Consider the following 26,430-nt stretch of genomic DNA (forward strand, 5'->3'; position numbering starts at 1 on the left):
CCCGTCCCCACAGGGGGCGGGATTTTCTGCGTCAGACTGCCTTCACTTCCGTCCGACCGCCTTCAGTTCCGTCCGGCTGCCTCCAGTCCTTCAGTGCCCGGCGGCCACAGCCGCTCTCTTCGCTCCCGCAGCACCGCGATCTTCGCCCGCGTCTCCTCGTCCTCCGGCGTGTAGACCACGATCCGGCACTCGGGCATCCCGTCGATGGACAGCGACTGCGAGGTCATCCGCATCTCACCCACGGCGGTGTGGCGGAACACCTTCACCCGGGGGCCCGGAGGCACCACCTCACCGCTCGCCCACAGCTCGGCGAACCAGGGGCTCGCCGCCGACAGCCCGCGTATGTACTCCTCCCAGGCCTGCTCGCCCACGTGTCTGCCGTAGGACGACCGCAGGGTCGCCACCATCAGCGGCAGCTCCTTCTCCCGGTGCACCAGCGGACAGACTTCTTCCGGCAGCGTGAACAGCGTCCACAGCACGTTGGGCACGCCGGTCGCGAGCGTCTCGGGGACCAGGAACAGGTCCCGGTAGGCGGCGTTGGTGGCCAGGACGTCGTACCGCGCGTTGTAGACCGTCGCCAGCATCGGTTCGAGGGCGTCGACGATGCCCTGCACCTCCGGGCTGATCCGTCGGGTCAGTCCCTCGGGCACCGGCTCGAACGGCACCTCCGCGAGCCGGTACAGGTGCTCCCGCTCCGCCGGGTCCAGCCGCAGCGTCCGCGCGACCGCGTCCAGCACCTGCGGCGAGGCGTTGATGGACCGGCCCTGCTCCAGCCACGTGTACCAGGTCACGCCCACGCCCGAGAGCTGGGCGACCTCCTCCCGGCGCAGCCCTGGAGTACGCCGCCGCAGGCCCGGCGGCATCCCCACGTCGGCCGGTGTGACCCGGGCCCGCCTGCTGCGCAGAAAGGCGGCCAGTTCGGGCCTGCGGCGCTGTGTCCTCTTCCCCATCGTCATCCCCCGTCGTCCCCCGTCGCTCCCCGCCGTCCCCGTCTCATGGTCGGCACCCGGTCCCGCCCCTGCCAGGTGCTGGCAGTACCAGCATCGGCAGGCACTCGGCACCGGTACCGGCCCGTCGTCACGCTCGACGCCATGACGACGACATCCCGTACCGGCTCGGGCCCGGGGCCCGTGCCGAATCCTGCGATCAGTGAACCACCCGCCACTGACAGTGACGCCCCGACCGTGGATCGGGCCGCCTCACTCGCCGTGGCGAATGCATCATCTGCCACTGACAGTGACGCCATGACCGTCGACCGGTCTGCCTCACCCATCACGGACAGTGAAGCACCCACCACTGACAATCGGCCCCGGCTGCTGCTCGGCGTGCTGCTCGCCGCTCTGTTCATGGCGGCTCTCGACGTCTTCATCGTGAACGTCGCGGCACCCACCATCGGTTCCGAGCTGCGCGCTTCCGGCGCCGACCTGCAACTGGTCATCGCCGGCTACACCATCACGTACTCCGTGCTCCTGATCACCGGGGCCCGGCTCGGCGACCGGCTCGGCCACGGCCGGGTCCACTTCGCCGGACTGGCCCTGTTCACCGCGGCCTCGCTCGCCTGCGGACTGGCGTGGGGCTCGACCGAGCTGATCGTGTTCCGGCTGGTGCAGGGCGCGGGCTCGGCCCTGATGATCCCGCAGGTGCTCAGCCTCATCCAGCGCGGCTTCACCGGGGAGGCCCGGGCGCGGGCGCTGGGCGCCTACTCGGCAGTCCTGGCCGTAGGTGCGGCGGCCGGGCAGGTCGCCGGCGGGCTGCTGGTCAGCGCCGACCTGTTCGGCACCGGCTGGCGGCCGGTGTTCCTGGTCAACGTGCCGGTGGGCGCCCTGCTGCTCGTGCTGGGCCGACGGGTCCTGCCGCTGGGCCCGGCGGTCGGTCGGGAGCGCTCCCGCGCGCTCGATCTGCCCGGACTGGTGCTGCTCGGAGGCGCCGTGTCGCTGCTGACGGTGCCGCTGGTGCTCGGGCAGGAGGAGGACTGGCCGCTGTGGTCCTGGCTGTCGCTGGCCGCCGCCGCGGTGCTGTTCGCCCTGTTCTGCGGCTACGAGTCCCGACTGGCCCGGCGTGGCGGCGCCCCCCTCATCACGCCCCGGGTACTGCGGCATCCCGGCATCGGTCTCGCCGTCTTCCGCATCCTCGCCGTGATGTCGGTCAACGCCGGCTTCCTGTTCGCGCTGACCCTGCACGTCCAGGGTGGCCTCGGCCACAGCGCCCTGCGGGCCGGACTGGGTTTCGTGCCGACCGCGGCCGTCTTCGGCGCCGTCAGCCTCACCTGGCGAAGGTGGCCGGCAGCCTGGCAGCGGACCCTGGTGCCGGCCGGGTTCGCGCTCACCGCGGTGTCCGTCGCCGTCGTCGGGCTCGCCTTCCACGGCGGCGGTGACGGGGGAGCGGTCCTGTGGGCGGGGTACGCGGGCACGGGTGCCGGGCTCGCGCTCGCCTTCAGCCCGACGCTCACCGGGGCCCTGGCCACCGTGCGGCCCGAGGACGCGGCGGACGCCAGCGGCCTGCTGGCGACGGTCGCGCAACTCGGTCAGCTGATCGGCGTCGCGGCATTCGGCACACTGTTCCTGAACCGGCTTGAGTCGTTCGGGGCGCTGCGCGCGTATCCCTCGGCGGAGGCGTTCTCGGTGGTGGCCTGGGCGCTGGCCGCAACGGCCGCGGCGGGAGCCGTGTCCGGACTGGTACTGAGGCGTCGCTGACCGTATCGGTCCGGTCGTGGCAGAATCAAACGGCCGGAAGGGGGCGCGGCCCGACGGGAGGGAGTAGCGATGCCTGCGAGCATCCTTGAGGAGGTCGGCCACCTCCTCGGTGCGGCGTTGATACGGGATACGACCACCCGGCTGAGCTGCCCTTCCTGCGGTTCCGCGCATGTGGCGCAGGTCCTCGGCGACAACGGCGGAATCTCCTACGTGTGCACGGCCTGCGGCCACAGCTGGAGCTGATCGATGGGTGCACACAGGCGAAAGTGCGACTGGTGCGGGAGCGGTACCCCGATCGTGCGTGACATGGAGCCGATCAATCCCGATTACCAGTACTGGTGCGAGGAATGCGCGCGGGCGCTGATCATAAAAGGCGACCCGATCGAGACATACCGGGAACTGGAGGGCGAGCCGATCTACGGCCGCCTCCTGGAGGAGCACTGCACGCTCAAGAGGTTCTACCAGTTCGTCACGGCTTGACGCGGACTCCGCCCGGCCCGGCCTTCGGCAACGATGTCCGGGCCAGCGCGAGGAAGGCGGCGCCGACGCCCCCGTAGACGGTCGACAGCGCCAACTCCGTGCTCGACTGGTGCAGTTCCGGCCGCCCGGTCCCGTGCGGCACCCACCAGGGGGCGTACGAGCAGAACACCAGCAGGGTGCCCAGGGCCGCCGTCCGCTGCCCGCGCGTCCACAGCAGCAGCACCAGCGGCACGCACCACACCCAGTGGTGGGTCCACGAGACCGGGCTGATCAGCAGGGCGGTGACCGCGCAGACGCACACCGCCCAGGCCCGCTGCCCCAGCAACTCCGCCCGGACGGCCACGGCGAGGCCCAGGACGGCCGCCACAGCCACGCAGACCATCCAGAGGGCTCCCGGCTCGGGTGTGTGCAGAAGGCGGGCCGCGACGCCGCGCAGGGCCTGATTGGCGGTGTCCTCGGCACGCCCGACCCGGCCGGCGCGGAACAGCATCTCCGTCCAGAACCGCCAGGAGTCGTACGGCAGGACGGCCGCCGCCAGCAGCGTCGCCCCGGCGAACGCGACGGCCGCCCCGCGCGCGTGCCGCAGCCAGGGCTCCCCGTGACCGCCCCTCAGGCGGGCCACCAGGCCCGTGGCCAGCAGGAACACCGGGAACAGCGCGGGCGTCAGCTTGACGGCCGCGGCCAGCCCGAGGCCCACCCCCGTCCAGCGGTCGAACCCGCCGGCGGGGCGGCGGGTCAGGTCCCACAGCACCAGGACGGCCAGCAGCAGGTTGATCTGGCCGTAGCGCACGGTCGTCCACACCGGCTCGCACCACACGGCCGTCGCCGCGACCCACCACACGGTCTCCACGCGCGCGTGGCCGACGAGTTTCAGCGAGAGCCGGACGAAGACCACCAGCAGCGCGAGGTTCCCGGCCGTCGCCAGCGCCCGCAGGAGCGCGGTGTCCAGCAGGGGCAGCGGGGTGAACAGCAGGGCGGCGAACGGCGGGTAGGTGGTGGGCAGGTGTGCGGCCGTCGCGCGCAGCGCGTACAGGTCACCGCCGGCGCGTACGGTGGCTCCCTCGGCGCGGTAGACCATCAGATCGATCATGGACACGTGTGCCGCCCGCTGAGCCGCCCAGAAGGCCGCGAAGGACGCCAGGCACACGCCCAGCGCGACCGGGACCCTGTGGTGGGCTGAGGGTGACACGATCACGGCCATGAAAACCGACATTAGCGGGCGAATCGGTGCGGAGCTGAAACCGATTTTGTGCTGCGCCCTCCGCCCTGTAATGTTTACGTCGTCGCCGGGGGAACCGGGCGAAACAACAGAACAAGGGGCTATAGCTCAGTTGGTAGAGCGCCTGCATGGCATGCAGGAGGTCAGGAGTTCAATTCTCCTTAGCTCCACAGAAGTCGAAGGCGGACCATCCCGACGGATGGTCCGCCTTCGGCGTGTTGCGACACGGCGTGGCCGGGCGAACGGGGCGGGCCACCCCGTACGGGTGACCCGCCCCCTTCGCGTGTGCTCAGCGGCCGAGCGCGCGCCGGCCGCGGCCCTGGGAGAGGACCGGCAGGTTGCGCGACGGCGCCTGTCCGCGCGTGTCCTCCTCGATGCGCAGGGCCAGTGCCGGGCAGCGGCGCACCGCGCGCAGCGCCTTGGCCTCCGCGTAGCGCGGCACCTGTGCCTGGGCCACCGTCGGGAAGCCGTCGGCGCCGAGCTCGAACACCTCCGGGAGGATGTCCGCGCACAGCCCGTGCCCCCGGCAGAGCGTCCAGTCGACGTAGATCTTCTGGCGGCTGGCGCCGGTCTCCGCGGGCTCTGCGCCGCCCGGCACGCCCGTGGGGGCCCTGCCCCCCTCGAAGAGCGGCAGGACGCCCTCCACGGGCCGTCCGCAGCCGTTCCCGAGGACGTGCGCGGCCAGGTCGTCGGTGAACGCCTTGATGGTCGACTCCAGGAACATCGCCGAGCCGTCCGGGTGCGAACACGCCCCGCGCCGCTTCACGTTCTTGGCGACCTGCTTCAGCGCCTCCAGGGCAGCCGGTCCGCCGCCGTTCAGGATGTCCTCCAGCCCGCGCGCGGCGGCGGGAAGTCCCAGGTAGCAGGGCCCGCACTGGCCCGCGCTCTCCTCGGCCAGCCACTGTGCGACCCGCAGCGACTCGCCCAGCGGGCACGTCTCCTGGCTGATCGGCAGGATCGCGCCCGCGCCCAGCGAACCGCCCACCGCGTCCAGAGAGTTGCGGGAGACGATCGCCTCGTTGACGGTCGCCGCGTCGATCCACTTGCCGTGGTAGCCGCCGGTCAGCACGCCCTGCGGGACCGGCGGGGCGCCGGCCAGTTGCAGCACGTAGCGCAGCGGCACGCCCGTGGGGACCTCGATCACCATCGGACGGGCGACCGCGCCGGACACCGTGAGCATCACGGTGCCCGGTTCGTCGTACAGACCGGTGTTGCCGTAGCGCTCCGGTCCGATGCGGGCGGCGATGGCCAGCTGCGCGAACGTCTCCGCGTTGGACAGCAGCGTGGGCGCGCCGCCGACGCCGCTCTGCGAGGCGCTGATCTTGCGGCCGGGCGGGATGGCCGGGCCGCCGTCGACGGAGCGGATCAGCGAGGCGGCGGCGCCGGTGACCATGCGCACCGGATTGCGCTGCACCCACGCGCGCAGCGCCGATCTACGGCTGTTGCTCAGCCCGCGTTCGGCGAGCGCGGCCTCCATGGAGCGCTGCGTGGACTCCCGGGTGACGCCGATGACGAGCGTGCGGGCGCCGAGCGCCTCGGCGCACAGCAGCGCGCCGTCGAGGATGAGGTGCGGGGCGCGGTTGATCAGCACCGTGTCCTTGCGGCAGGCCGGTTCGTCCTCGCTGCCGTTGACCACGACGACCGGCCGCACCCCGCGCTTGATCGCCGACTCGGCGACCGAGCGCAGCTTCTTGTGGAAGGGGAAGCCGGCGCCGCCGCGGCCCTTGAGGTTGATGCTTTCGGCGAGCTGGGCGAGCTGCTCGCCGCCCAGCGGGTCGAGCGGCCCGTGCACCTTCAGGTGCATGGCCAGATCGAGCCGCTCCACAAGGTCGAAGCCCGACGTGAGCTGGGGAAGCCCGACCACGCGGACTTCGGGGACGTCGGGCAGGGCCTCGTTCACTTAAAGCCTCCGGAAGGCGTGTTCCAGGGTTCGCCCGAGCCCGGTGTCTCGTAGGACGAGCCGGGCAGCGTTTCGGTGGCGGGACCGCTGTTGAACGTGTCACCCGGGTTGTACGTGCCGTAGAGGCCGTTTGTCTCACCGGTGTCGTACACGTCACTTCCGCCGTATCCGGGTGTGCCCGGATTGCCGTAGACCGGGATGGTGTATCCGGTGTCCTGGAGCGGGTCGTAGGCGGACGGCGGGGCCTCGCCGACCGGCGGCGGGGACGGGATCGGCCAGCTGCCCGAGGTGCTGGACGGGCCGTCGACGCGCGGGATGGCCTCCGTGGGGCGCAGGTCCGTCGGCACGTCCATGCGGGCGGTCTGGTCGGCCATGTAGGGCTGCTGGGGGCGGCCCGGCGTGGAGACCGCTCGGTAGGCCGCCGCGAAGCCGGAGTCGGGCTCGGCGGCGGGGGTGGCCGGGGTCTGGTAGAGCGGGGACGCCACCGTCCCGGCGGACGCCGTGCGGGGATCGCGCCGGCTCTCGAAGCCGGGCAGCACCGACTCGGCCACCCGCGAGCGGCTCGCGTCCAGCTCGTCGAGTCCGGGCCGCTCCGAGCTGCCGAACAGGGCCACCAGCCGGTCGGCGACCTTCCGCTTGACCGGGCGCGGCGCGGCGCGCAGCGCCAGGGCGCCCATCACGCCGAGCAGGGACAGGCTGTAGAGGATCACGAAGACCGGCTTGGCCGAGCGACCCGCGTAGAGGCCGTGGATCAGCGCCGCGCACCAGGCCGGGTAGGCCAGCATGTGCATGGCCCGCCAGCGGGCGGCGACCGGGGCCGGGGTGGCGAAATTGCTGCGCAGGGCGCCGGTGATGCCCACGAAGACCATCAGCAGGCCCGCGAGCGAGCCCAGTCCGATCAGGCCGGCGATTCCGGAGACGCCGAGCGAGAACGGAATGATCGCGGCGATCAGCTTCGTGTGGCCGAGCGCGATCTTCGTGGTGATGTGCAGCAACAGGAACGCGATCGATGCGACCGCGGTCGTCCGGTGCACCGCCTGGCCGATGATCCGCTGGCGCGTGTTGAGGAAGATCCGGTCCTGGGCGAACAGGCCCCAGATCACCGAGCAGCTCAGCGAGACGAGGGACAGCACGCCCGCGCCGAAGTTCAAGAACTCGCGGAACTGGCTGCCTCCGACCAGCACGACCACGGGTATGAGCAGCAGGACGACAGCGGACGCCACCCCATAGGCCGAGCGGCCCGGTTTGGGGAGCGAGCTGGTACTACGACGAGGGTTCATGGGGGCAACTCCGAGCAGTTTCGGGAAAGCGGTCCCGCTGCCGCACTCTAAGTGGCGCCATACCGATCAGTACGGGGTTTGAGTTATTGCGTTGTTATCAACGGACCATGCGACTGGGGGAGGTGTCCCATAGGGGACGTTACGCGAAGTAATCGTTGACCTTCGTTCAGTTCCGGCGGGCTTCGTGACATGTCCACCAGGGATACGGAAGCGCCTCGCGGCTTGCTCAAGGGCTGCGGTACCCTAACGCCATGCGTGCCGTACGCCTTCTGCTTAGCGGGCCGCGCTGATCAGTACCGACCCCGGTCCACCCGTGAGGTCGGCATCGGCGCGGCGTCCCCTCCTGTGCGAGGGGTTTTTTCGTTTCTTTGGATGTCACAGCCGCAGGCAGAGACGATCGATGGAGCTTTGAGGATCATGAGCGAGACGAACCCCGCTGCCACCGCCGCGTCGGCGGAGGCCGCGCCGCACCGCTACACGGCCGCCATGGCTGCCGAGATCGAGGCACGCTGGCAGGACTTCTGGGACGCCGACGGCACCTACGCGGCGGCGAACCCCACGGGCGATCTGGCGGGCGATCCCGAGCTGGTCGCCAAGCCCAAGAAGTTCATCATGGACATGTTCCCGTACCCCTCCGGCGCGGGCCTGCACGTCGGCCACCCGCTGGGCTACATCGCCACCGACGTCTACGCCCGGTTCCAGCGCATGACCGGCCACAACGTCCTGCACACCCTGGGCTTCGACGCCTTCGGCCTGCCCGCCGAGCAGCACGCCGTCGCGACCGGCGAGCACCCGCGGATCACCACCGAGGCCGCCATCAACAACATGAAGTCCCAGCTGCGCCGGCTGGGCCTGGGCCACGACAAGCGCCGGTCGTTCGCCACGATCGACCCGGACTACTACAAGTGGACCCAGTGGATCTTCCTGCAGATCTTCAACTCCTGGTACGACGAGGAGGCGCGCAAGGCCCGCCCGATCTCCTCGCTGATCGCACAGTTCGAGTCCGGTGAGCGCGCGGTTCCGGGCTCCACGCGCGCGTGGAGCGAGCTGACCGCCACCGAGCGCGCCGACATCCTGGGCGAGTACCGCCTGGCCTACGCCTCCGACGCGCCGGTCAACTGGTGCCCGGGCCTGGGCACCGTGCTGGCCAACGAGGAGGTCACCGCCGACGGCCGCTCCGAGCGCGGCAACTTCCCGGTCTTCAAGGCCAAGCTGCGCCAGTGGAACATGCGCATCACCGCCTACGCCGACCGGCTGCTGGAGGACCTGGAGGAGCTGGACTGGCCCGAGGCCATCAAGCTGCAGCAGCGCAACTGGATCGGCCGCAGCGAGGGTGCCCGCGTCGACTTCCCGATCGACGGCGAGCGCATCACGGTCTTCACCACCCGCCCCGACACCCTGTTCGGCGCGACCTACATGGTGCTGGCGCCCGAGCACCCGCTGGTCGAGAAGTTCACCCCCGAGGCGTGGCCCGAGGGCACGCACGAGGTGTGGACCGGCGGCCACGCCACCCCTGCCGAGGCCGTCGCCGCCTACCGCGCGCAGGCCGCCTCGAAGTCCGACGTCGAGCGGCAGGCCGAGGCCAAGGACAAGACCGGCGTCTTCACCGGCGCGTACGCGACCAACCCGGTCAACGGCGAGCAGGTCCCGGTCTTCATCGCCGACTACGTCCTGATGGGCTACGGCACCGGCGCGATCATGGCCGTTCCCGCGCACGACAGCCGGGACTTCGCCTTCGCGCGCGCCTTCGAGCTGCCGATCCGCTGCGTGGTCGAGCCGACCGACGGCCGCGGCACCGACCCGTCCACCTGGGACGACGCCTTCGTCTCCTATGACGCGAAGATCGTCAACTCCGACAGCGACGACGTGCGGCTGAACGGCCTGGGCGTGGTCGAGGCCAAGGCGCGCATCACCGCATGGCTGGAGCGCGAGGGCATCGGCGAGGGCACCGTCAACTTCCGGCTGCGCGACTGGCTGTTCAGCCGCCAGCGCTACTGGGGCGAGCCCTTCCCGATCGTCTACGACGAGGACGGCGTCGCCCACGCGCTGCCCGAGTCGATGCTGCCGCTGGAGCTGCCCGAGATCGAGGACTACAGCCCGCGCACCTTCGACCCGGACGACGCCGACACCAAGCCCGAGACGCCGCTGTCGCGCAACGAGGAATGGGTGCACGTCACCCTGGACCTGGGCGACGGCCCCAAGAAGTACCGCCGCGAGACCAACACCATGCCCAACTGGGCCGGTTCCTGCTGGTACGAGTTCCGCTACCTGGACCCGCACAACGACCAGAAGCTGGTCGACCCGGAGATCGAGCGGTACTGGATGGGGCCGCGCGAGGGCCGGCCGCACGGCGGTGTCGACCTGTACGTCGGCGGCGCCGAGCACGCCGTGCTGCACCTGCTGTACGCGCGCTTCTGGTCCAAGGTCCTGTACGACCTGGGACACGTCTCCTCCGCGGAGCCGTTCCACAAGCTGTTCAACCAGGGCATGATCCAGGCCTACGTCTACCGCGACAGCCGTGGCATCGCGGTGCCGGCCGTCGAGGTGGAGGAGCGCGACGGCGCCTACTACTACCAGGGCGAGAAGGTCAGCCGGCTGCTGGGCAAGATGGGCAAGTCCCTGAAGAACGCGGTGACTCCGGACGAGATCGCCGCCGAGTACGGCGCCGACACGCTGCGCCTGTACGAGATGGCCATGGGCCCGCTGGACGTCTCCCGCCCGTGGGACACGCGCGCGGTGGTCGGCCAGTTCCGGCTGCTGCAGCGGCTGTGGCGCAACATCGTCGACGAGAACACCGGCGAGGTCACCGTCACCGACGCCGAGGCCGACGAGGAGACCCTGCGCGCCCTGCACAAGGCGATCGACGGCGTGCGCCAGGACCTGGAGGGTCTGCGCTTCAACACCGCCATCGCCAAGGTCACCGAGCTGAACAACCACCTGACCAAGGCCGGCGCCGCCGTGCCGCGGTCCGTGGCCGAGCCGCTGGTGCTGATGGTCGCCCCGCTGGCCCCGCACATCGCCGAGGAGCTGTGGCGCAGGCTGGGCCACACCGACTCGGTCGTCCACCAGGACTTCCCGGTCGCCGACCCGGCCTACGTCGTGGACGAGTCCGTGACCTGTGTCGTGCAGATCAAGGGCAAGGTCAAGGCCCGGCTGGAGGTGCCGCCCACCATCTCCGAGGAGGAACTGGAGAAGGTGGCGCTGGCCGACGAGAAGGTCGTCGCGGCGCTGGACGGCGCGGGCATCCGCAAGGTGATCGTGCGGGCGCCGAAGCTGGTCAACATCGTCCCCGCGTAGCAACCGGAGGGTTTTCGCCGGCTCGGGGTAGTCCCCTACGGGCAGGTTCGGGGTTCTTGCGGAACTCCGGACCTGCCCGCTGCGTTTACCGTGGAGAGCACAGCGGCTTGTGCCGTGCCGGCCGGAGGAGGAGCGTCATGGAAGTCGTGCTGACCGTGTTCGCCCTGCTCTTCCTGCTGTTCGTCGCCCTGGGCGCGTACGCCACGGTCAAGGCGGTCGGCGCCGCCAAGCGCGGCGTGGACCGGACCATCGCGCAGGCCCGCCGCACCGTCGAGGACCACACCCTGCGCGCCAAGTCCTTCGCGCAGATCGGACCCGCCGGGGAGATCGCCCAGCTGCGGCTCGCGCTGCGCACGTCCATGCGCGCCACACAGGACGCGCTGCACGCGGGCGCGGCGGAGGACGAGTCGCTGAAGGAGTCCCTCGGCCTCTTCGAACGGCTCAGCGCACACGGACACGAGCTGGACGCCGACCTCAAGCGTCTGGAGTCCGAGCCGGACCGGGCCACGCTCACCGCGCGCCTGCCCGAACTGCGCAGCCGCACCGAGCGGATCACCAAGTCGGCCGACTCCCTGCGCTGGGCCGTCCGCGATCGGGCCCGCCGCTTCGCCGACGACGATCTGGGCACCCTCAGCGCGCAGATCGACATCGAAGCGGACGCCCTGCGCCACTGGACGCGGTCCGAGCCCGGCCAGGCGCCCCCGCCGTGGCCCGACGCACCCGCCACCGCCGACGGCCGGACCACGGACCAGGCCTGGCCCAACGCCGCCGGGGCACCCGCCGCCGAGGAGCCGGCTCCCGAGGCGATCGCCCCGCCGTCCTGGCGCCCCACCGCCCCATGGCAGAAGAAGCCCCGCCCCGAGAGCACCACATGAGCGAGCCCCACCCGGGCCGCGGGACAGGGGCCGGGCTGCCGAGTGAGCACTACGCCAGGTAACCTCCAGCTCATGTCCCGCCATGTCGCGATCGTCACCGATTCAACGGCCTACCTGCCGCCCCGGGCGACGGAGCGTCACGGCATCACCACGGTCCCGCTGACCGTGGTCCTCGGCGACCAGGCCCTGGAAGAGGGCACCGAGATCTCGACCCGCTCCCTGGCCCAGGCACTGCAGAAGCGACGCTCCGTCACCACGTCCCGCCCCAGCCCCCAGGTGTTCGCGGAGACCTACCGCAAGGTCGCCGAGTCCGGCGCGTGCGGCATCGTCTCCCTGCACCTGTCCGCCGAACTGTCCGGCACCTACGACGCGGCGGTCCTCGCGGCGCGCGAGGCACCGGTGCCCGTGCGGGTGGTGGACACCGGAATGGTCGCGATGGCGCTCGGCTTCTGCGCGCTCGCCGCGGCCCAGGCCGCGGAAGCGGGCGGCACGGTGGACGAAGCCGTCACGGCCGCCGAGAAGCGCGCCGACGGCACCTCCGCCTTCTTCTACGTCGACACCCTCGACTATCTGCGCCGTGGTGGCCGTATCGGAGCCGCGCAGGCACTGCTGGGCTCCGCGCTCGCCGTCAAACCCCTGCTCCAGCTGGACGGCGGCCGCATCGACCTGCTCGAAAAGGTCCGTACGGCGTCCAGGGCGATCGCGCGCCTGGAGGAACTGGCAGCCGAGCGGGCGGGCGGCGCCGAGGTCGACATCGCCGTCCACCATCTCGCCGCTCCCGACCGCGCCGCCGCGCTCGCCGACCGGCTGCGGGCGCGCGTCCCGGGCCTGGCGGACCTGCATGTCAGCGAGGTCGGAGCGGTGATCGGAGCGCACACCGGGCCCGGGCTGCTGGGCGCGGTCGTCTCGCCTCGCTGACAACGGCGATCCCGGGTACGGCCTGGTTCCGTTGATCCCGAGGGCCGGCCCGTTTCACCCGTGTGAGTGGCGGGGTTTTCCACAACCAGGCGGTCGTCCACGGGAATTCACCAAGATCATCGCGATCGGGTGGAATGCCCCATCCTCGTCGCATGGCACTTCGATCTCGCTCACGCACAGCAACCCCGACCAGCGGCCCCGGCCGTGACCCCGCCTCCGACGGCCGCGTCCGGCAGCGCCGCCCCACCGGCCGTCGCCATGCCCGCCGCCACCCGTCCGCGCCGGCGGAGGAACTGCGCCGCCGAGCGGAACTCCTCTTCGGCGAACGGGCCGTGCAGTGGCGGGAGTCGGGGAACGCGCCGCCGATTCGGGACGGCTCCGGGGACACACCGACGGTAACGGTGACCGGCCTGGCACCCGGCCTGAGTTCACCTTCGGGTTCCAGGCGGACGGCGACAGCGGCCACGTCGGTGTCGGGCGGGATCCGGTCGCGGGCAGCGACTGTCACCGCGCCTGAACCGGGCGGTGCGGTGCGGTTGTCGGAGCGGGAGCCGGAATCGGAGCCGGTGTCGTTGTCGGAGCCGGTGACGGAGGAGCCCGGGGCCCCTGGCTGGCGGGAGCGGGCCGGGCTGGCGCTGCGCGAGCGGATGCCGGTGTGGCTCCAGACCCGGTACGCAGTGGAGCGGCGGGGAGTCGTGGCGCTCGCCGTGGTGCTCGTGGCCGCCGCTGTCTTCGCCGTGCAGCACTTCTGGGCGGGTCGGCCCCAGCAGGTGAGTGCCCCTCAGGTGGTGCGTGCTCAGGAGCCCTTCACCAAGAAGGGTGAGGGGGCGACCGACGCACCGGGCGTGGGCACGTCGGCGACACCCGGCGCGGAGATCGTCGTGGACATCAGCGGCAAGGTCCGGAAGCCGGGGATCCGGCGGCTGCCGGCCGGCGCCCGGGTGGCCGACGCGCTGCGGGCGGCGGGCGGGGTCCGGCCGGGCGTGAGCACGGAAGGACTGAACCGCGCCCGCTTCCTGGTCGACGGCGAACAGGTCGTCGTCGGCACCCCCGCCGGGTCCGCCGCTCCGCCCGCCCCGGCAGGAGGGTCGCTCACCGGAACCACCGGCACGGGCCCGCCGGCGCCGGTCTCCCTGAACACGGCCACCGCGGACCAGCTCGACACCCTGCCCGGAGTCGGCCCGGTACTGGCCCAGCACATCATCGATTACCGCACCCAGCACGGCGGTTTCCGCTCGGTGGACGAACTGCGCGAGGTCAACGGCATCGGCGACCGCCGGTTCACCGATCTGCGCGACCTGGTACGGCCATGAGCCGCGTGCTCGACGTGACCGGCCCCCGCTCCGAGTCCGAGCGGGATGGCACCGCGCGCGCCGACCGGAGCGGTCCCATGGACCTGCGCCTGGTACCGCCCGCACTCGCGGCCTGGGCCACGGCGGCCCTGACCGTGGACGCGCCGGGGGCCTGGACCGCGGCGATCGCCGCCGTCTGCCTGGTCGGCGGGCTGCTCCTGCTGTCGGTGCGGCGGCCGGGAGGGGTGGGCGGCGTCGGACGGGCTGAGACGGATCCGCCGGCCGAGGACGCGGTCGGTGCTCGGTGGACGGCGTCGACAGGGACGGCGGTGGCGGGGAGGGCTGCGGCAGGGACGGCGGTGACGGGCGTGGCGGTGGCGGGGCAGGGCCGCCCGGCGGGGCTGGCCCGGTGGGTGCGCGCTCGGTTCGGATGGGCGCGTGCCGCCGTCGCCGCGGTGTTGCTCTGCGTCGCCGCGGCAGCCGCCTCCGCCGGGCTGCACGGGGCCGATGTGCGACGTGGGCCGGTGCCCGAGCTGGCCCGGCGGTTCGCGACCGTGACCGCCGAGGTCGAGGTGACCGGCGATCCCTGGCTGAGCAGGCCACACGTGCGTGGTGATCACGCGGCCCCCGCGGCGGTGCTGGCCCGGGCCGAGATGCGCAGCGTCGAAGAGGCCGACGGAAGACGTGCGCGGACGCGGACCCCCGTGCTGTTGATCGTCGATCCGGATGTCCCAGCACCGGAGGGGAGTGCCGGGGGAAGCCGGAGTTCCGGGCCGCCGCCGGACCGCGCCGAACAGAGTGTGCCGAGTGCCGGGGGAAGCCGGGGTTCCGGGCCGCCATCGGACCGCGTCGAACAGAGTGTGCCGAGTGCCGGGGGAAGCCGGGGTTCCGGGCCGCCACCGGACCGCGCCGAACACAGCGTGCCGACTGGGCGAGCCGCCTGGCTCGGGCTGCTGCCGTCCACGCGGCTGCGGTTGGCCGGGCGGCTGGCGCCGGGGCTGACGGGCGGTGACCGGATCGCAGCCGTGCTGCGGGTGCGCGGCCGTCCGGAGCCGCGGATCGTGGCAGGGCCGAGCGGGCCGCAGCGTTTGGCGGGACGGCTCCGAACCGGCCTGCGGGACGCGACCGAGGACCTGCCGGAAGACGCGCGGGCGCTGCTGCCGGGGCTGGTCGTCGGGGACACCTCGCGGATCACGCCCGAGCTGGACCACGCCTTCGCGGAGACGGACCTGGCGCACACGCTCGCCGTCTCCGGGAGCAACCTCACCGTCCTGCTCGCGTTGCTCATCGGCCCGCCCGGCCTGGCCCAACGGGCCGAGCGCCGTGGCCTGGCACCACGCCTGGGACTCTCCCTGCGAGCGACGGCCCTGCTCGCGGGGGCACTGACACTGGGCTTCGTGGTCGTCTGCCGGCCCGACCCCAGCGTGCTGCGGGCCGCCACCTGCGGCGCGGTCGCGCTGCTCGCCCTGGCCACCGGGCGTCGGAGATCACTGGTGCCGGCATTGGCCACGGCCGTCCTGCTGCTGGTGCTGTACGACCCGTGGCTGGCCCGCAGCTACGGCTTCCTGCTGTCCGTGCTGGCCACCGGTGCGCTGCTGGTGCTGGCGCCGGGCTGGAGCGAGGCGCTGCGGCGGCGCGGGGTGCGTCCGCGGCTCGCCGAGGCAATGGCGGCGGCCGCCGCCGCGCAGGCCGTGTGCGCGCCCGTCGTGGCGGTGCTGTCGGCCAGGGTGAGTCTGGTGGCGGTGCCGTGCAACCTGCTGGCCGAGATGGCGGTCGCGCCGGCTACGGTCCTGGGGTTCGCGGCGCTCGCGACGGCGCCGGTGGCGATGCCGGTGGCCAAGGTGCTGGCCTGGTGCGCGAGTTGGCCGGCACGGTGGATCGCCGGCGTCGCCCGGACCGGGGCGGCGCTGCCGGGCGCGGGAATGGACTGGTCCGGGAGCTGGCCCGGCGCACTGGCGCTGGCGGTGGTCACCGTGGCCGTCGTCCTGGCCGGCCGGAGACTGCTGCGGCACCCGGGCTGGTGCGCCCTGCTCGGAGTGCTGCTCGTGCTGCTGGTCACGCGGCCGGCGCCGCTGACCCGGGTGATCACCGGCTGGCCACCGCCGGGCTGGCGGTTCGCGATGTGCGATGTCGGGCAGGGCGACGCGACCGTGCTGGCGGCGGGCGAAGGTGCCGGCGTGGTGGTGGACGCCGGTCCCGATCCCGCACTGGTCGACGACTGCCTGCGACGGCTGGGCATCACTCGTGTCCCCCTCCTCGTCCTCACCCACTTCCACGCCGACCATGTGGCCGGCCTGCCCGGCGTCCTGCGGGGCCGTGCGGTGGCCGCGATCGAGACCACGGCGTTCGCGGAACCCGCGGAGCAGGCCGAGTTCGTCCGAAGAGAGGCGGCCGAGCGGCACATCCCGGTCACGAGCGCCGTCGCGGGAGAGGAGCGGCGCACCGGACCACTCACCTGGCGGGTGCTGTGGCCACCGCCACCGCCACCGCCATCACAGGGTCCACGTGTGCCCCCGGTGGGGCAGGGCGCGGGTGCCGGGTGGGAGCCGGAGGGCCCGAACGACGCCAGCATCGCGCTGCTCGTGCGCACGGGCGGACTGCGGCTGCTGTTGCTCGGAGATCTCGAACCCCCGGCCCAGCAGGCGCTGGTGCGGTCCCCGGCGGGGGCCGAGCTGGCCGGAGTGGACGTCCTGAAGGTGGCCCATCACGGCTCGGCCTATCAGGAGCCGGAGTTGTTGCGCCTGGCGGCACCCAGGGTGGCGCTGGTGTCCGCAGGGGCCGGCAACCCCTATGGTCACCCGGCACCGGCGACCATGGCCGCGCTGCGGGCCGGCGGCGCGGTGGTCCTGCGCACCGACCGGGACGGGGCGCTCGCCGTCACCGGGACCGGAGGGAGGCGCGGGCGGATGGGGGTGACGACAGAGGACTGACGACGAAGGCAATGCAGGGGGCGGAGAGGACGGAGAGGAAGGAGACGACGGAGACGACTGGGGACGGGGTGGCGGCGAGCCCCGGAAAGGGCCGGCCCGGGAAAGGGGAGAAGAAAGGCGGACCAGTGGAGACGTCGGAGAAGGGCCGGCCCGGTGAGGACGGGAAGAGGCTGGAGCAGACTGGGCCCATGACCTCCGTACAGATCGACGCCTATCTCCGTCGACTCGGCCTCGCGCGCCCACCGCGGCCCACCAGCGAGGCGCTGCGCGAGCTGCACCTGCGCCATCTGCGGACCGTTCCCTTCGAGAACCTGTCGGTCCACCTGGGAGAGGAGATCACCCTGGAGGAGAAGCGGCTGCTGGACAAGGTGACCGAGGCCCGGCGGGGCGGCTTCTGCTCCGAACTCAACGGCGCGTTCGGGACGTTGCTCCCGCCCTCGGCTACGAGGTGGAACTGCTCGCCGGACGCGTGTACGGGGACGACGGGCGGCTCGGGATCCCGTACGACCATCTGGCGCTGCGGGTGCGGGCGGCGGACGGGGACACCTGGCTCGCCGACGTCGGGTTCGGGGCGCACAGCCACTGTCCGCTCGCCTATGCGGGACGCGGGGAGCAGGACGACCCCGGTGGCAGCTTCCGGGTGGTGGACGCGGGACCGGACCCGGCCGGGGCGCGTGGTGGTGCCGCGCCGGGCACCGGGGACCTGGACGTCGTGCGGGACGGCAGGCCGCAGTACCGGCTGGACACCCGCCCCCGGGCACTCGGGGACTTCGCGGCCGGCGCCTGGTGGCACAGCACGTCGCCGCGGTCGCACTTCACCCGGTCGCTGGTCTGTTCGCGGCTCACGGAGGACGGCGGGCGGATCACGCTCAGTGGGCGCAGGCTGAGGACGACCACCGTGGACGGCACGCAGGAGACGCGGGAGCTGGAGACGGACGAGGAGGTGCTGACGGTCTACCGGGAGCGCTTCGGTATCGAGTTGAGCTGTGTGCCGACCGTGCGCGACTTCGGCCTGAAGGGCTGACGTGCGGAGTGTGCCGAGGAGTCGAGGCGCCGCCCAGCCGGACTGCCGAAGCCTCGTCGTACGCCTCTTACGCTCTCTTACGCCTCTTACGCCTCTTACGCCTCTTACGCCTCGCGGCTCGTCTCGTAGGGCTCATACGCCTCGTAGGCCTCGACGGCTCATACGCCTCGCTCCCCGGGACCGACCTGCCCCTTCGTCTCACCCCCGGTGCCGGAGAATGGCCCCGTGAGTGATGTGAGACATGTGCTGGTGCTGCCCGATCGCGATGCCGCCGAGGAGGCGGCCGAAGCGCTCGGGGAGAGGTTCGGGATCGACGAGGAACCCCGGCTCGTCCGGGACGCGCTGGCCGGCGAGGACGACGCCGAGGACGCCCAGTGGCTGGTGGTGCTGCGGGACGAGGGGAAGCGGCTCGACCCGGCCGAGCTGGACGCGTTCGCGGGGGAGTGGGACGGCTGGCGCGAGGAGCCGTGACCCCGGAGCCCGGCGCGGCGCTCGCGTCGGGGCCGCCCCCGAGGCGTCTCAGGGATCGCTCCGGGACCGGTCAGGGTGCCGGGAGCGCTTCGTTGTCAGTACCGCGTGGGATGCTGTAAGCGATGGCCAGGAAGACTGCGAATGACGACCCTCTCGCCCCGGTGACCCTCGCCGTGGGCCAGGAGGACCTCCTGCTCGACCGTGCCGTGCAGGAGGTGGTGGCCGCCGCCAAGGCCGCCGACGCCGACACGGACGTACGTGACCTGACCCCGGACCAGCTGCAGCCCGGCACACTCGCCGAGCTGACCAGCCCGTCGCTCTTCGCCGAGCGCAAGGTCGTGGTCGTACGCAACGCGCAGGACCTGTCCGCCGACACGGTCAAGGACGTGAAGGCGTACCTCGGTTCGCCCGCCGAGGAGATCACGCTGGTGCTGCTGCACGCCGGCGGCGCCAAGGGCAAGGGGCTGCTGGACGCCGCGCGCAAGGCGGGGGCGCGGGAGGTGGCCTGCCCGAAGATGACCAAGCCGGCGGACCGGCTGGCCTTCGTGCGGGGGGAGTTCCGTTCGTCCGGGCGGTCGGCCACGCCCGAGGCGTGCCAGACGCTCTGCGACGCGATCGGGAGCGATCTGCGGGAGCTGGCCTCGGCGGTCTCGCAGTTGGTCGCCGACGTGGAGGGGACGATCGACGAGGCGGTCGTCAGGCGGTACTACACCGGGCGTGCCGAGGCGTCCAGCTTCACGGTCGCCGACCGGGCCGTGGAGGGCCGGACGGCGGAGGCGCTGGAAGCGCTGAGATGGTCGTTGGCGACGGGCGTGGCGCCGGTGATGATCACCAGTGCGCTGGCGCAGGGCGTGCGGGCGATCGGGAAGCTGTCCTCGGCCCGGGGCGGCCGGCCGGCCGATCTGGCGCGTGAGCTGGGCATGCCGCCGTGGAAGATCGATCGGGTACGGCAGCAGATGCGGGGCTGGACGCCGGACGGGGTCGCGGTGGCGCTCAGGGCGGTCGCCGAGGCGGACGCCGGTGTGAAGGGAGGCGGGGACGATCCGGAGTACGCGTTGGAGAAGGCGGTCGTGACGATCGCCCGGGCCGCCCGCTCCCGCGGACGCGGATAGCCACCGCCGGGACCAGCTCTGCAAGGGGGGCGTGGAGAAGGGCGACTTTCTCCCGCGCCCGCTCTGGAGGAGGCAGCAAAACCGCTGGCCCCGGCCCGCGAGGAAGCGGCCGAACCGCCTCGCCCCGGGGCAGGCCAACCCCTGAGCCCCGCCCCCGATCCCCGCCCCGGAAAGGAAGCCACCCCCTGGGCTTCCGTTCCAGAAGAGGCAGGAGACAACCGAGGACCCCGGCCCCCACCCTGGGGAAGGGCGAGGGGACCGGGGTCCTCGGTTCAAAGCTGGTGAGCCCGTTCCCGCGTGGCGAACGCAGGCCGCGAACAGGCTCGGGGTGCCGGGCGGGAGCGGATGAGAGAGGGCCCGCTCTGGGTCCTTCCGGCGGTCAGATCAGAAAGGGGTTCAGCCCTTGAGGGACGCGACCTTGGAAGCAAGCGCCGACTTCTTGTTGGCGGCCTGGTTCTTGTGGATGACGCCCTTCGAGACGGCCTTGTCGAGCGCACGCGCGGCAGCGCGCTGCAGCTCGGTGGCCTTCTCGACGTCACCCGCGGCAGCGGCCTCACGGGCCTTGCGGATCGCGGTCTTCAGGGAGGACTTGACGGCCTTGTTGCGCAGCCGAGCCTTCTCGTTGGTCTTGATCCGCTTGATCTGGGACTTGATGTTCGCCACGAAGGAGCCTTTTCAGGTTCAGGCGCGGGACCGCGAGGGTCCCGTACCGGTGATCCAAAATTACCTGTCGTGCCTCGCGCTGAGAGGGCATGAGGCACAGCCATCTACAGTACCAGTGGCCCTCCGGACGGCCCAAAACGGCCCCCGGTCCCTGCGCGTGGGACCATGGAGACTACGTAACGATCCGACCCGAGGCATAAGGCGCCTCAAGAGACAGGACCCTGCGTGCCCGCGACCCCTAACCATGTGCCCGAGCCGAGCCGTACCGACCCGGCTCTGATCCGCAATTTCTGCATCATCGCGCACATCGACCACGGCAAGTCCACCCTCGCCGACCGGATGCTCCAGCTGACCGGTGTGGTCGAGCAGCGGCAGATGCGTGCTCAGTACCTCGACCGGATGGACATCGAGCGCGAGCGCGGCATCACGATCAAGTCCCAGGCGGTGCGTCTGCCCTGGGCCCCGACCGAGGGCCCCGACCAGGGCACGACCCACATCCTCAACATGATCGACACCCCGGGGCACGTCGACTTCACCTACGAGGTCTCGCGGTCGCTCGCCGCCTGCGAGGGGACCATCCTCCTCGTCGACGCCGCCCAGGGCATCGAGGCGCAGACCCTCGCCAACCTCTACCTGGCGATGGAGAACGACCTCACGATCATCCCGGTGCTGAACAAGATCGACCTGCCGGCCGCCCAGCCGGAGAAGTTCGCCGAGGAACTGGCGAACCTGGTCGGCTGTGACCCGGCGGACGTGCTCAAGGTCTCCGCGAAGACCGGGCTCGGCGTGGACGCGTTGCTGAACAAGGTCGTCAAGGAGATCCCGGCGCCGGTCGGGGTCGCCGACGCCCCCGCCCGCGCGATGATCTTCGACTCGGTCTACGACTCCTACCGGGGTGTCGTGACCTACGTCCGTGTCATCGACGGCCAGCTCAACAAGCGCGAGCGCATCCGGATGATGTCGACCGGCGCCACGCACGAGCTGCTGGAGATCGGCGTCAACTCGCCGGAGATGCTGCCGGCGGACGGCCTGGGCGTGGGTGAGGTGGGTTACCTCATCACCGGTGTGAAGGACGTCCGGCAGTCGAAGGTCGGTGACACGGTCACCAGCCAGCACAAGGGCGCGACGGAGGCGCTCGGCGGTTACAAGGACCCGAAGCCGATGGTCTTCTCGGGTCTGTATCCGCTGGACGGCTCCGACTACCCGGAGCTGCGCGAGGCGTTGGACAAGCTCCAGCTCAACGACGCCGCGCTGGTCTACGAGCCGGAGACCTCCGCCGCCCTGGGCTTCGGCTTCCGCGTCGGCTTCCTCGGCCTGCTGCACCTGGACGTGATCCGGGAGCGGCTGGAGCGGGAGTTCGGCCTCGACCTGATCGCCACCGCCCCCAACGTGGTCTACCGCGTGATCATGGAGGACGGCACCGAGCACACGGTCACGAACCCGAGCGAGTTCCCCGAGGGGAAGATCGACGAGGTCTTCGAGCCGGTCGTGCGGGCGACGATCCTCGCGCCCACCGAGTTCATCGGCGCGATCATGGAGCTGTGCCAGACCCGGCGCGGCACGCTGCTCGGCATGGACTACCTCTCCGAGGACCGGGTCGAGATCCGCTACACGCTCCCGCTCGCGGAGATCGTCTTCGACTTCTTCGACCAGCTGAAGTCCAAGACGCGCGGATACGCCTCGCTGGACTACGAGCCCACGGGCGAGCAGTCGAGCAGCCTGGTCAAGGTCGACATCCTGCTGCACGGCGACAAGGTGGACGCGTTCTCGGCGATCACCCACAAGGACCAGGCGTACGCGTACGGCGTGCGGCTCGTCGCCAAGCTCAAGGAGTTGATCCCGCGGCAGAACTTCGAGGTGCCGGTGCAGGCCGCCATCGGCTCCCGGGTGATCGCCCGCGAGACCATCCGCGCCATCCGCAAGGACGTCCTCGCCAAGTGCTACGGCGGTGACATCTCCCGTAAGCGGAAGCTGCTGGAGAAGCAGAAGGAAGGCAAGAAGCGGATGAAGATGGTGGGTTCCGTGGAGGTTCCGCAGGAAGCCTTCATCGCCGTGCTGTCCAGCGATGACAGCGCGGGGTCGGCCAAGGGCAAGAAGTAACCAGGGGTAACTACTGGTGACGCCCGTAAACCGGGCATGTGGGGGCCCGTCGTGCGAAAGTGCGGCGGGCCCTACGCGTGCGTAACGTCGCTCTGAGTGGAAAGTGACAGGCCGAAGCCCCTTACGCAGCGGGCGGTCGCCCCTTACCCTGATGCCTGCTCGATAGTTACTCGCGAGTTAAACAACAGCCCGAAACCCCACCGTGAGTTAACCCAGCCGCACCGAGTCAGCCGCACCGTCGCGGGCCCCCGGAGGATGTCGTGAGCGACACACAGACCCTGATCGAGAACCGTCCGCCGTCCGTGGCGGCCCTCTTCCTGGAGCGCGTGGCGGCGACACCCGACGCCGAGGCCTACCGCTACCCCGTCCCGCCGTCCGCCGGGCAGGGCCCCGACGACTGGCAGTCGCTCAGCTGGGCGCAGGCGGCCGAGCGGGTGTACGCGATCGCGGCCGGGCTCATCGACCTGGGCGTCGAGCCCGAGCAGCGGGTGGCGCTCGCCTCCTCCACCCGCGTCGAGTGGATCCTGGCCGACCTCGGCATCATGTGCGCCGGCGGAGCCACCACCACCGTCTACCCGCAGACCAACGCCGACGAGTCGGCGTTCATCCTCTCCGACTCCCAGAGCCGGGTGCTGATCGCCGAGGACGCGGCCCAGCTCGCCAAGGCCGTCGAGAAGTGCGCCGAGCTGCCGGACCTGACGAAGGTCGTCGTCATCGACCCGGCCGGCGTGGAGACGGACGACTGGGTGATCACCCTGGCAGAACTGGAGCGGCGCGGCGCCGCCTACCTGGAGCAGCACCCCCAGCTGATCAAGGAGCGGGTCGGCGCGATCACCAAGGACCAGCTCGCCACCCTCATCTACACCTCCGGCACCACCGGCCGCCCCAAGGGCGTGCGGCTGCCCCACGACAACTGGGCCTACATGGCGAAGGCCATCGCCGCGACCGGTCTGATCAGCGGCGAGGACGTGCAGTACCTGTGGCTGCCGCTCGCGCACGTCTTCGGCAAGGTGCTCACCTCCGGGCAGATCGAGGTGGGGCACGTCACCGCCGTGGACGGCCGGGTCGACAAGATCATCGAAAACCTCCCGGTGGTGCAGCCGACGTACATGGCGGCCGTGCCGCGGATCTTCGAGAAGGTCTACAACGGCGTCGCGGCCAAGGCCCGTGAGGGCGGCGCGGCCAAGTACAGGATCTTCCAGTGGGCCGCCGAGGTCGCCCGCGAGTACGCCAAGGCCAGCCAGGACAACTTCCGGCGCACCGGCACCGCCTCCGTGCCGTTCGGGCTCGCCGCCAAGCACAAGGTCGCCGACACCCTCGTCTACGGCAAGCTCCGCGAGGCCTTCGGAGGGCGGCTGCGGGCCTGCGTCTCCGGCGCCTCCGCGCTCTCCCCGGAGATCGGCTACTTCTTCGCCGGCGCCGGCATCCACATCCTGGAGGGCTACGGCCTCACCGAGACCTCCGCGGCCTCCTTCGTCAACCCCGGCGAGGCCTACCGCACCGGCACGGTCGGCAAGCCGCTGCCCGGCACCGAGGTCCGCATCGCCGACGACGGCGAGATCCTGCTGCGCGGCCCCGGCGTCATGGAGGGCTACCACAAGCTGCCCGAGAAGACCGCCGAGGTGCTGGAGTCCGACGGCTGGTTCCACACCGGGGACATCGGCGAGCTCTCGCCCGACGGCTACCTGCGCATCACCGACCGCAAGAAGGACCTCATCAAGACGTCCGGCGGCAAGTACGTCGCCCCGGCCGAGGTGGAGGGGCAGTTCAAGGCGGTGTGCCCGTACGTCTCCAACATCCTCGTGCACGGCGCCGACCGGAACTACTGCACCGCCCTCATCGCCCTGGACGAGATCGCGATCCGGGAGTGGGCGAAGGAGAACGGGCTGGAGGGCAAGTCGTACGCCGAGATCGTCGCCGCGCCGCAGACGGTGGAGATGGTCGACGGGTACGTGCGGCAGCTCAACGCCGGGCTCCAGCGCTGGCAGACCATCAAGAAGTTCCGGCTGCTGCCGCGGGACCTCGACGTGGAGCACGGGGAGATCACGCCGAGCCTGAAGCTGAAGCGGCCGGTGGTGGAGCGGGAGTACAAGCACCTCATCGAGGAGATGTACGCCGGTACGAAGGAGGCGTAGCGCGGTCCGGAGGGGTGGCTCGGGGACCGTCGCGGCCGCGTGCGCGTCGTGGTGGTTCGCGCGGTTCCCCGCGCCCCTTTTCGTGCTCGCCCGCGCCCGAAACGTTCCGTCTTCTGGTCACTTCCGTGACTCACTGCTTATAGGTGCCCCCGGTCTGTCACCCTGACCGCATGGATATGGCGGCCATACCCACGCAACGGGACAGCGGCACCCAGCCCGGAGAGACGCGGGGGCGGGCCACGCTGCCCGGGAGCCCTCTCGCTCCGGGTTCGGCCCGCGCGCTCGTGCGGGCCGCGCTGGACGCGATGCCCGGGGTCTGCGCGCGGCTCGCCGACGACGCCATGGCCGTCGTCAGCGAGCTGGTCACCAACGCCGTCGTGCACGCCGGCACCGAGGTGCAGGTCGAATGGCGGCTGGAGGACACCGGCGCGCTCGTGGTCGAGGTGCGCGACCAGCACCCGTCCCGCGCCCCGCGGGACGCCATGAGCGGCGAGGCGCCGTACGACACCCCCGAGTACGGGCGCGGCCTGCGCCTCGTCGCCACGCTCGCCGAGTCCTGGGGCGTCACCTACCGCACCGGCGCCAAGACCGTCTGGGCGCGGCTGCCCCCGGGCGGCAGCGAGGCCCTGGACGGACCCGGCCCCGACCCCGCCCTGGAGGTCGCCGAGGACCTGGCCCCGCAGCCGCACCGCGCCGAGGGCGACCGGGACTGGCTCGGCCGGGGCGCCCTGTCCTTCCTCGCCGAGGCGTCCGACCTGCTCGCCGGGCAGCTCGACGAGAACCTGGTCGCCGCGCTCACCGGCCAGCTGATCGTGCCCCGGCTCGCGGACTGGTGCGCGGTCTGGCTGGAGGACGAGGCGACCGTCCGGGGCGGCGCCGGCGGCGGACCGGCCCGGGTCTGGCACGCCAGCGAGACCCGGATCGAGGAGCTGCGGTGCGCCCTGGAGAAGGAGCCGCCGTGCCCGCCGGGCGGGCTCCGCTCCGGCCCCGAGCCCTACCCCTGGCCCGGCCACGCGCTCGGCCCCCAGGGCGCCCATGGGACGGCGCTGTCGTACCGGCTCATCGCGGGCGGCCGGCCCCTCGGCACACTGGTCATCGGCCGGTGCGGGCTGATGGGCTTCCCGGACGAGATCACCGGGCTGGTGGAGGACCTCAGCCGCAGGGTGGCCCTGGCCATCGGCGCGGCCCGCCAGTACGCCCGCCAGGCCACCATCAGCGCCGTCCTCCAGCGGGGCCTGCTGCCCGGCGCCGTCGCCGAGATCCCCGGCGTGCGCAGCGCGCTGGTGTACGAGCCCTGCGACAAGGGCGGCCCCAGCGGCGACTTCTACGACCTGTTCCCGGCGGGCGACGGCCGCTGGTGCTTCGCGGTCGGCGACGTCCAGGGCAAGGGCCCGGAGGCCGCCGTGGTGATCGGCCTCGCCCGCCCCTGGCTGCGTCTCCTGGCCCGCGAGGGCTACCAGGTCGCCGACGTCCTCGACCGCCTCAACCAGCTCCTCCTGGACGACGCCACCGAGGCCGCCGACGCCGCCGCCCGCGCCCTGGTCGCCGTCGGCGGGCGGCCGCTGGCCACCGGGGAGGGCCCGCAGACCCGCTTCCTCTCCCTCCTCTACGGCGAGCTGACGCCGTACGACGGCGGGGTCCGCTGCACCCTCGCCTCCGCCGGCCACCCGCTGCCGCTCGTCCTCAGCCCCGACGGCACCGTGCGCACCGCCGCCCGCCCGCAGACCCTGCTCGGTGTGGTGGAGGACGAGACCTACACCAGCGAGACCCTCGACCTGCGCCCCGGCGACAGCCTGCTGTGCGTCACCGACGGCGTGACCGAGCGGCGCTCCGGCACCCGCCAGTTCGACGACGGCGACGGCCTCGCCCGCGCCCTGTCCGGCTGCGCCGGGCTCGGCGCCGAGCTGATCGCTGAAAGGATCCGCCGCCTGGTCCACGACTTCGGCGGCGGCCTGCCCGAGGACGACCTGGCCCTGCTGGTGCTCCAGGCGGAGTGACCCCCACGGTCGCTCCAGGCGGAGCAACGCCGCCGGTGCTGGAC

General features: G+C 72.0%; 18 protein-coding genes, 1 tRNA gene and 1 pseudogene. 15 read left to right on the top strand and 5 right to left on the bottom strand.

Features of this window, described 5'->3' with window-relative positions:
- Window positions 1-62 precede the first annotated feature (62 nt).
- Window positions 63-950, bottom strand: coding sequence for a helix-turn-helix transcriptional regulator (locus tag C3492_RS06330; RefSeq protein ID WP_103811028.1), 888 nt, complete (start codon window positions 948-950; stop codon window positions 63-65).
- Between the two features lie 378 nt (window positions 951-1,328).
- Between C3492_RS06330 and C3492_RS06335 the strand changes: the two genes are divergently transcribed.
- From C3492_RS06335 to C3492_RS06345, 3 genes are all read left to right on the top strand, one after another.
- The gene (locus C3492_RS06335) at window positions 1,329-2,693 is read left to right on the top strand and encodes an MFS transporter (RefSeq protein ID WP_258055555.1); all 1,365 of its coding nucleotides are present in this window, start codon (window positions 1,329-1,331) and stop codon (window positions 2,691-2,693) included.
- A 69-nt stretch (window positions 2,694-2,762) separates the two neighbouring features.
- Window positions 2,763-2,936, top strand: a complete 174-nt coding sequence (locus tag C3492_RS06340; protein WP_014672673.1) for a hypothetical protein — start codon at window positions 2,763-2,765, stop codon at window positions 2,934-2,936.
- A gap of 3 nt (window positions 2,937-2,939) precedes the next feature.
- Window positions 2,940-3,173 (top strand): hypothetical protein, encoded by a 234-nt coding sequence (locus C3492_RS06345; protein WP_030653820.1) that lies wholly within the window; start codon window positions 2,940-2,942, stop codon window positions 3,171-3,173.
- Here C3492_RS06345 and C3492_RS06350 read toward each other — a convergent pair.
- Window positions 3,163-4,374: a glycosyltransferase 87 family protein gene (locus C3492_RS06350; protein WP_103810754.1), complete on the bottom strand. Its 1,212-nt coding sequence runs from the start codon at window positions 4,372-4,374 to the stop codon at window positions 3,163-3,165. The two genes, C3492_RS06345 and C3492_RS06350, sit on opposite strands and share 11 nt — an antisense overlap.
- 115 nt (window positions 4,375-4,489) lie before the next feature.
- Here C3492_RS06350 and C3492_RS06355 point away from each other — a divergent pair.
- Window positions 4,490-4,562 (top strand) — tRNA-Ala (locus C3492_RS06355).
- A 119-nt stretch (window positions 4,563-4,681) separates the two neighbouring features.
- Here the strand turns inward: C3492_RS06355 and C3492_RS06360 are convergent.
- Window positions 4,682-6,292 carry an NADH-quinone oxidoreductase subunit NuoF family protein gene (locus C3492_RS06360; RefSeq protein WP_103810755.1) on the bottom strand — a complete coding sequence of 537 codons (1,611 nt, stop codon included), beginning with the start codon at window positions 6,290-6,292 and terminating at the stop codon, window positions 4,682-4,684.
- Window positions 6,289-7,572, bottom strand: a complete 1,284-nt coding sequence (locus C3492_RS06365) for a cytochrome b/b6 domain-containing protein (RefSeq protein ID WP_181140228.1) — start codon at window positions 7,570-7,572, stop codon at window positions 6,289-6,291. Before C3492_RS06365 ends, C3492_RS06360 begins: the two co-directional genes overlap by 4 nt.
- A gap of 417 nt (window positions 7,573-7,989) precedes the next feature.
- Here C3492_RS06365 and leuS point away from each other — a divergent pair, with 417 nt between their 5' ends.
- From leuS to holA, 8 genes and pseudogenes are all read left to right on the top strand, one after another.
- Window positions 7,990-10,869: a leucine--tRNA ligase gene (gene leuS / locus C3492_RS06375; RefSeq protein ID WP_103810757.1), complete on the top strand. Its 2,880-nt coding sequence runs from the start codon at window positions 7,990-7,992 to the stop codon at window positions 10,867-10,869.
- A gap of 137 nt (window positions 10,870-11,006) precedes the next feature.
- Complete coding sequence (locus C3492_RS06380; RefSeq protein WP_103810758.1) at window positions 11,007-11,744, top strand: hypothetical protein; 738 nt, start codon at window positions 11,007-11,009, stop codon at window positions 11,742-11,744.
- 72 nt (window positions 11,745-11,816) lie between these two features.
- Window positions 11,817-12,662, top strand: coding sequence for a DegV family protein (locus C3492_RS06385; protein WP_103810759.1), 846 nt, complete (start codon window positions 11,817-11,819; stop codon window positions 12,660-12,662).
- Between the two features lie 584 nt (window positions 12,663-13,246).
- Window positions 13,247-13,975: a helix-hairpin-helix domain-containing protein gene (locus C3492_RS46815; RefSeq protein ID WP_374938329.1), complete on the top strand. Its 729-nt coding sequence runs from the start codon at window positions 13,247-13,249 to the stop codon at window positions 13,973-13,975.
- Window positions 13,972-16,884 carry a ComEC/Rec2 family competence protein gene (locus C3492_RS06395; protein ID WP_308461126.1) on the top strand — a complete coding sequence of 971 codons (2,913 nt, stop codon included), beginning with the start codon at window positions 13,972-13,974 and terminating at the stop codon, window positions 16,882-16,884. Before C3492_RS46815 ends, C3492_RS06395 begins: the two co-directional genes overlap by 4 nt.
- Before the next feature lie 188 nt (window positions 16,885-17,072).
- A pseudogene (locus C3492_RS06400) lies at window positions 17,073-17,908 on the top strand (arylamine N-acetyltransferase).
- A 225-nt stretch (window positions 17,909-18,133) separates the two neighbouring features.
- Window positions 18,134-18,379 carry a hypothetical protein gene (locus C3492_RS06405; RefSeq protein ID WP_103810761.1) on the top strand — a complete coding sequence of 82 codons (246 nt, stop codon included), beginning with the start codon at window positions 18,134-18,136 and terminating at the stop codon, window positions 18,377-18,379.
- A 122-nt stretch (window positions 18,380-18,501) separates the two neighbouring features.
- Entirely contained in the window at window positions 18,502-19,491 is a 990-nt protein-coding gene (holA, locus tag C3492_RS06410) for a DNA polymerase III subunit delta (protein ID WP_059261617.1), read from the top strand.
- A 396-nt stretch (window positions 19,492-19,887) separates the two neighbouring features.
- On the opposite strand, the gene rpsT is transcribed toward holA, so the two are convergent.
- The gene (gene rpsT, locus C3492_RS06415; protein WP_004001350.1) at window positions 19,888-20,154 is read right to left on the bottom strand and encodes a 30S ribosomal protein S20; all 267 of its coding nucleotides are present in this window, start codon (window positions 20,152-20,154) and stop codon (window positions 19,888-19,890) included.
- A 225-nt stretch (window positions 20,155-20,379) separates the two neighbouring features.
- Between rpsT and lepA the strand changes: the two genes are divergently transcribed.
- The 3 genes from lepA to C3492_RS06430 all read left to right on the top strand — a co-directional run bounded on the left by lepA (window position 20,380) and on the right by C3492_RS06430 (window position 26,386).
- A complete protein-coding gene (gene lepA / locus C3492_RS06420; RefSeq protein ID WP_103810762.1) occupies window positions 20,380-22,254 on the top strand; it encodes a translation elongation factor 4 in 1,875 nt (624 codons plus the stop codon).
- Between the two features lie 260 nt (window positions 22,255-22,514).
- The gene (locus C3492_RS06425; RefSeq protein ID WP_103810763.1) at window positions 22,515-24,389 is read left to right on the top strand and encodes a long-chain fatty acid--CoA ligase; all 1,875 of its coding nucleotides are present in this window, start codon (window positions 22,515-22,517) and stop codon (window positions 24,387-24,389) included.
- Between the two features lie 176 nt (window positions 24,390-24,565).
- Window positions 24,566-26,386 carry a SpoIIE family protein phosphatase gene (locus C3492_RS06430; protein ID WP_181140256.1) on the top strand — a complete coding sequence of 607 codons (1,821 nt, stop codon included), beginning with the start codon at window positions 24,566-24,568 and terminating at the stop codon, window positions 26,384-26,386.
- The last annotated feature ends 44 nt before the right edge of the window (window positions 26,387-26,430 follow it).

Source organism: Streptomyces sp. Ru62 (assembly GCF_002920615.1).
GTDB lineage: Bacteria > Actinomycetota > Actinomycetes > Streptomycetales > Streptomycetaceae > Streptomyces.

Coding starts and splice junctions, on each gene's coding strand:
- holA (WP_059261617.1), top strand. CDS start 18,502: ATGGCCAGGAAGACTGCGAATGACGACCCTCTCGCCCCGGTGACCCTC.
- C3492_RS06365 (WP_181140228.1), bottom strand. CDS start 7,572: ATGAACCCTCGTCGTAGTACCAGCTCGCTCCCCAAACCGGGCCGCTCG.
- C3492_RS06330 (WP_103811028.1), bottom strand. CDS start 950: ATGGGGAAGAGGACACAGCGCCGCAGGCCCGAACTGGCCGCCTTTCTG.
- C3492_RS06380 (WP_103810758.1), top strand. CDS start 11,007: ATGGAAGTCGTGCTGACCGTGTTCGCCCTGCTCTTCCTGCTGTTCGTC.
- C3492_RS06340 (WP_014672673.1), top strand. CDS start 2,763: ATGCCTGCGAGCATCCTTGAGGAGGTCGGCCACCTCCTCGGTGCGGCG.
- C3492_RS06395 (WP_308461126.1), top strand. CDS start 13,972: ATGAGCCGCGTGCTCGACGTGACCGGCCCCCGCTCCGAGTCCGAGCGG.
- C3492_RS06345 (WP_030653820.1), top strand. CDS start 2,940: ATGGGTGCACACAGGCGAAAGTGCGACTGGTGCGGGAGCGGTACCCCG.
- C3492_RS06385 (WP_103810759.1), top strand. CDS start 11,817: ATGTCCCGCCATGTCGCGATCGTCACCGATTCAACGGCCTACCTGCCG.
- C3492_RS06430 (WP_181140256.1), top strand. CDS start 24,566: ATGGCGGCCATACCCACGCAACGGGACAGCGGCACCCAGCCCGGAGAG.
- C3492_RS06350 (WP_103810754.1), bottom strand. CDS start 4,374: ATGGCCGTGATCGTGTCACCCTCAGCCCACCACAGGGTCCCGGTCGCG.
- leuS (WP_103810757.1), top strand. CDS start 7,990: ATGAGCGAGACGAACCCCGCTGCCACCGCCGCGTCGGCGGAGGCCGCG.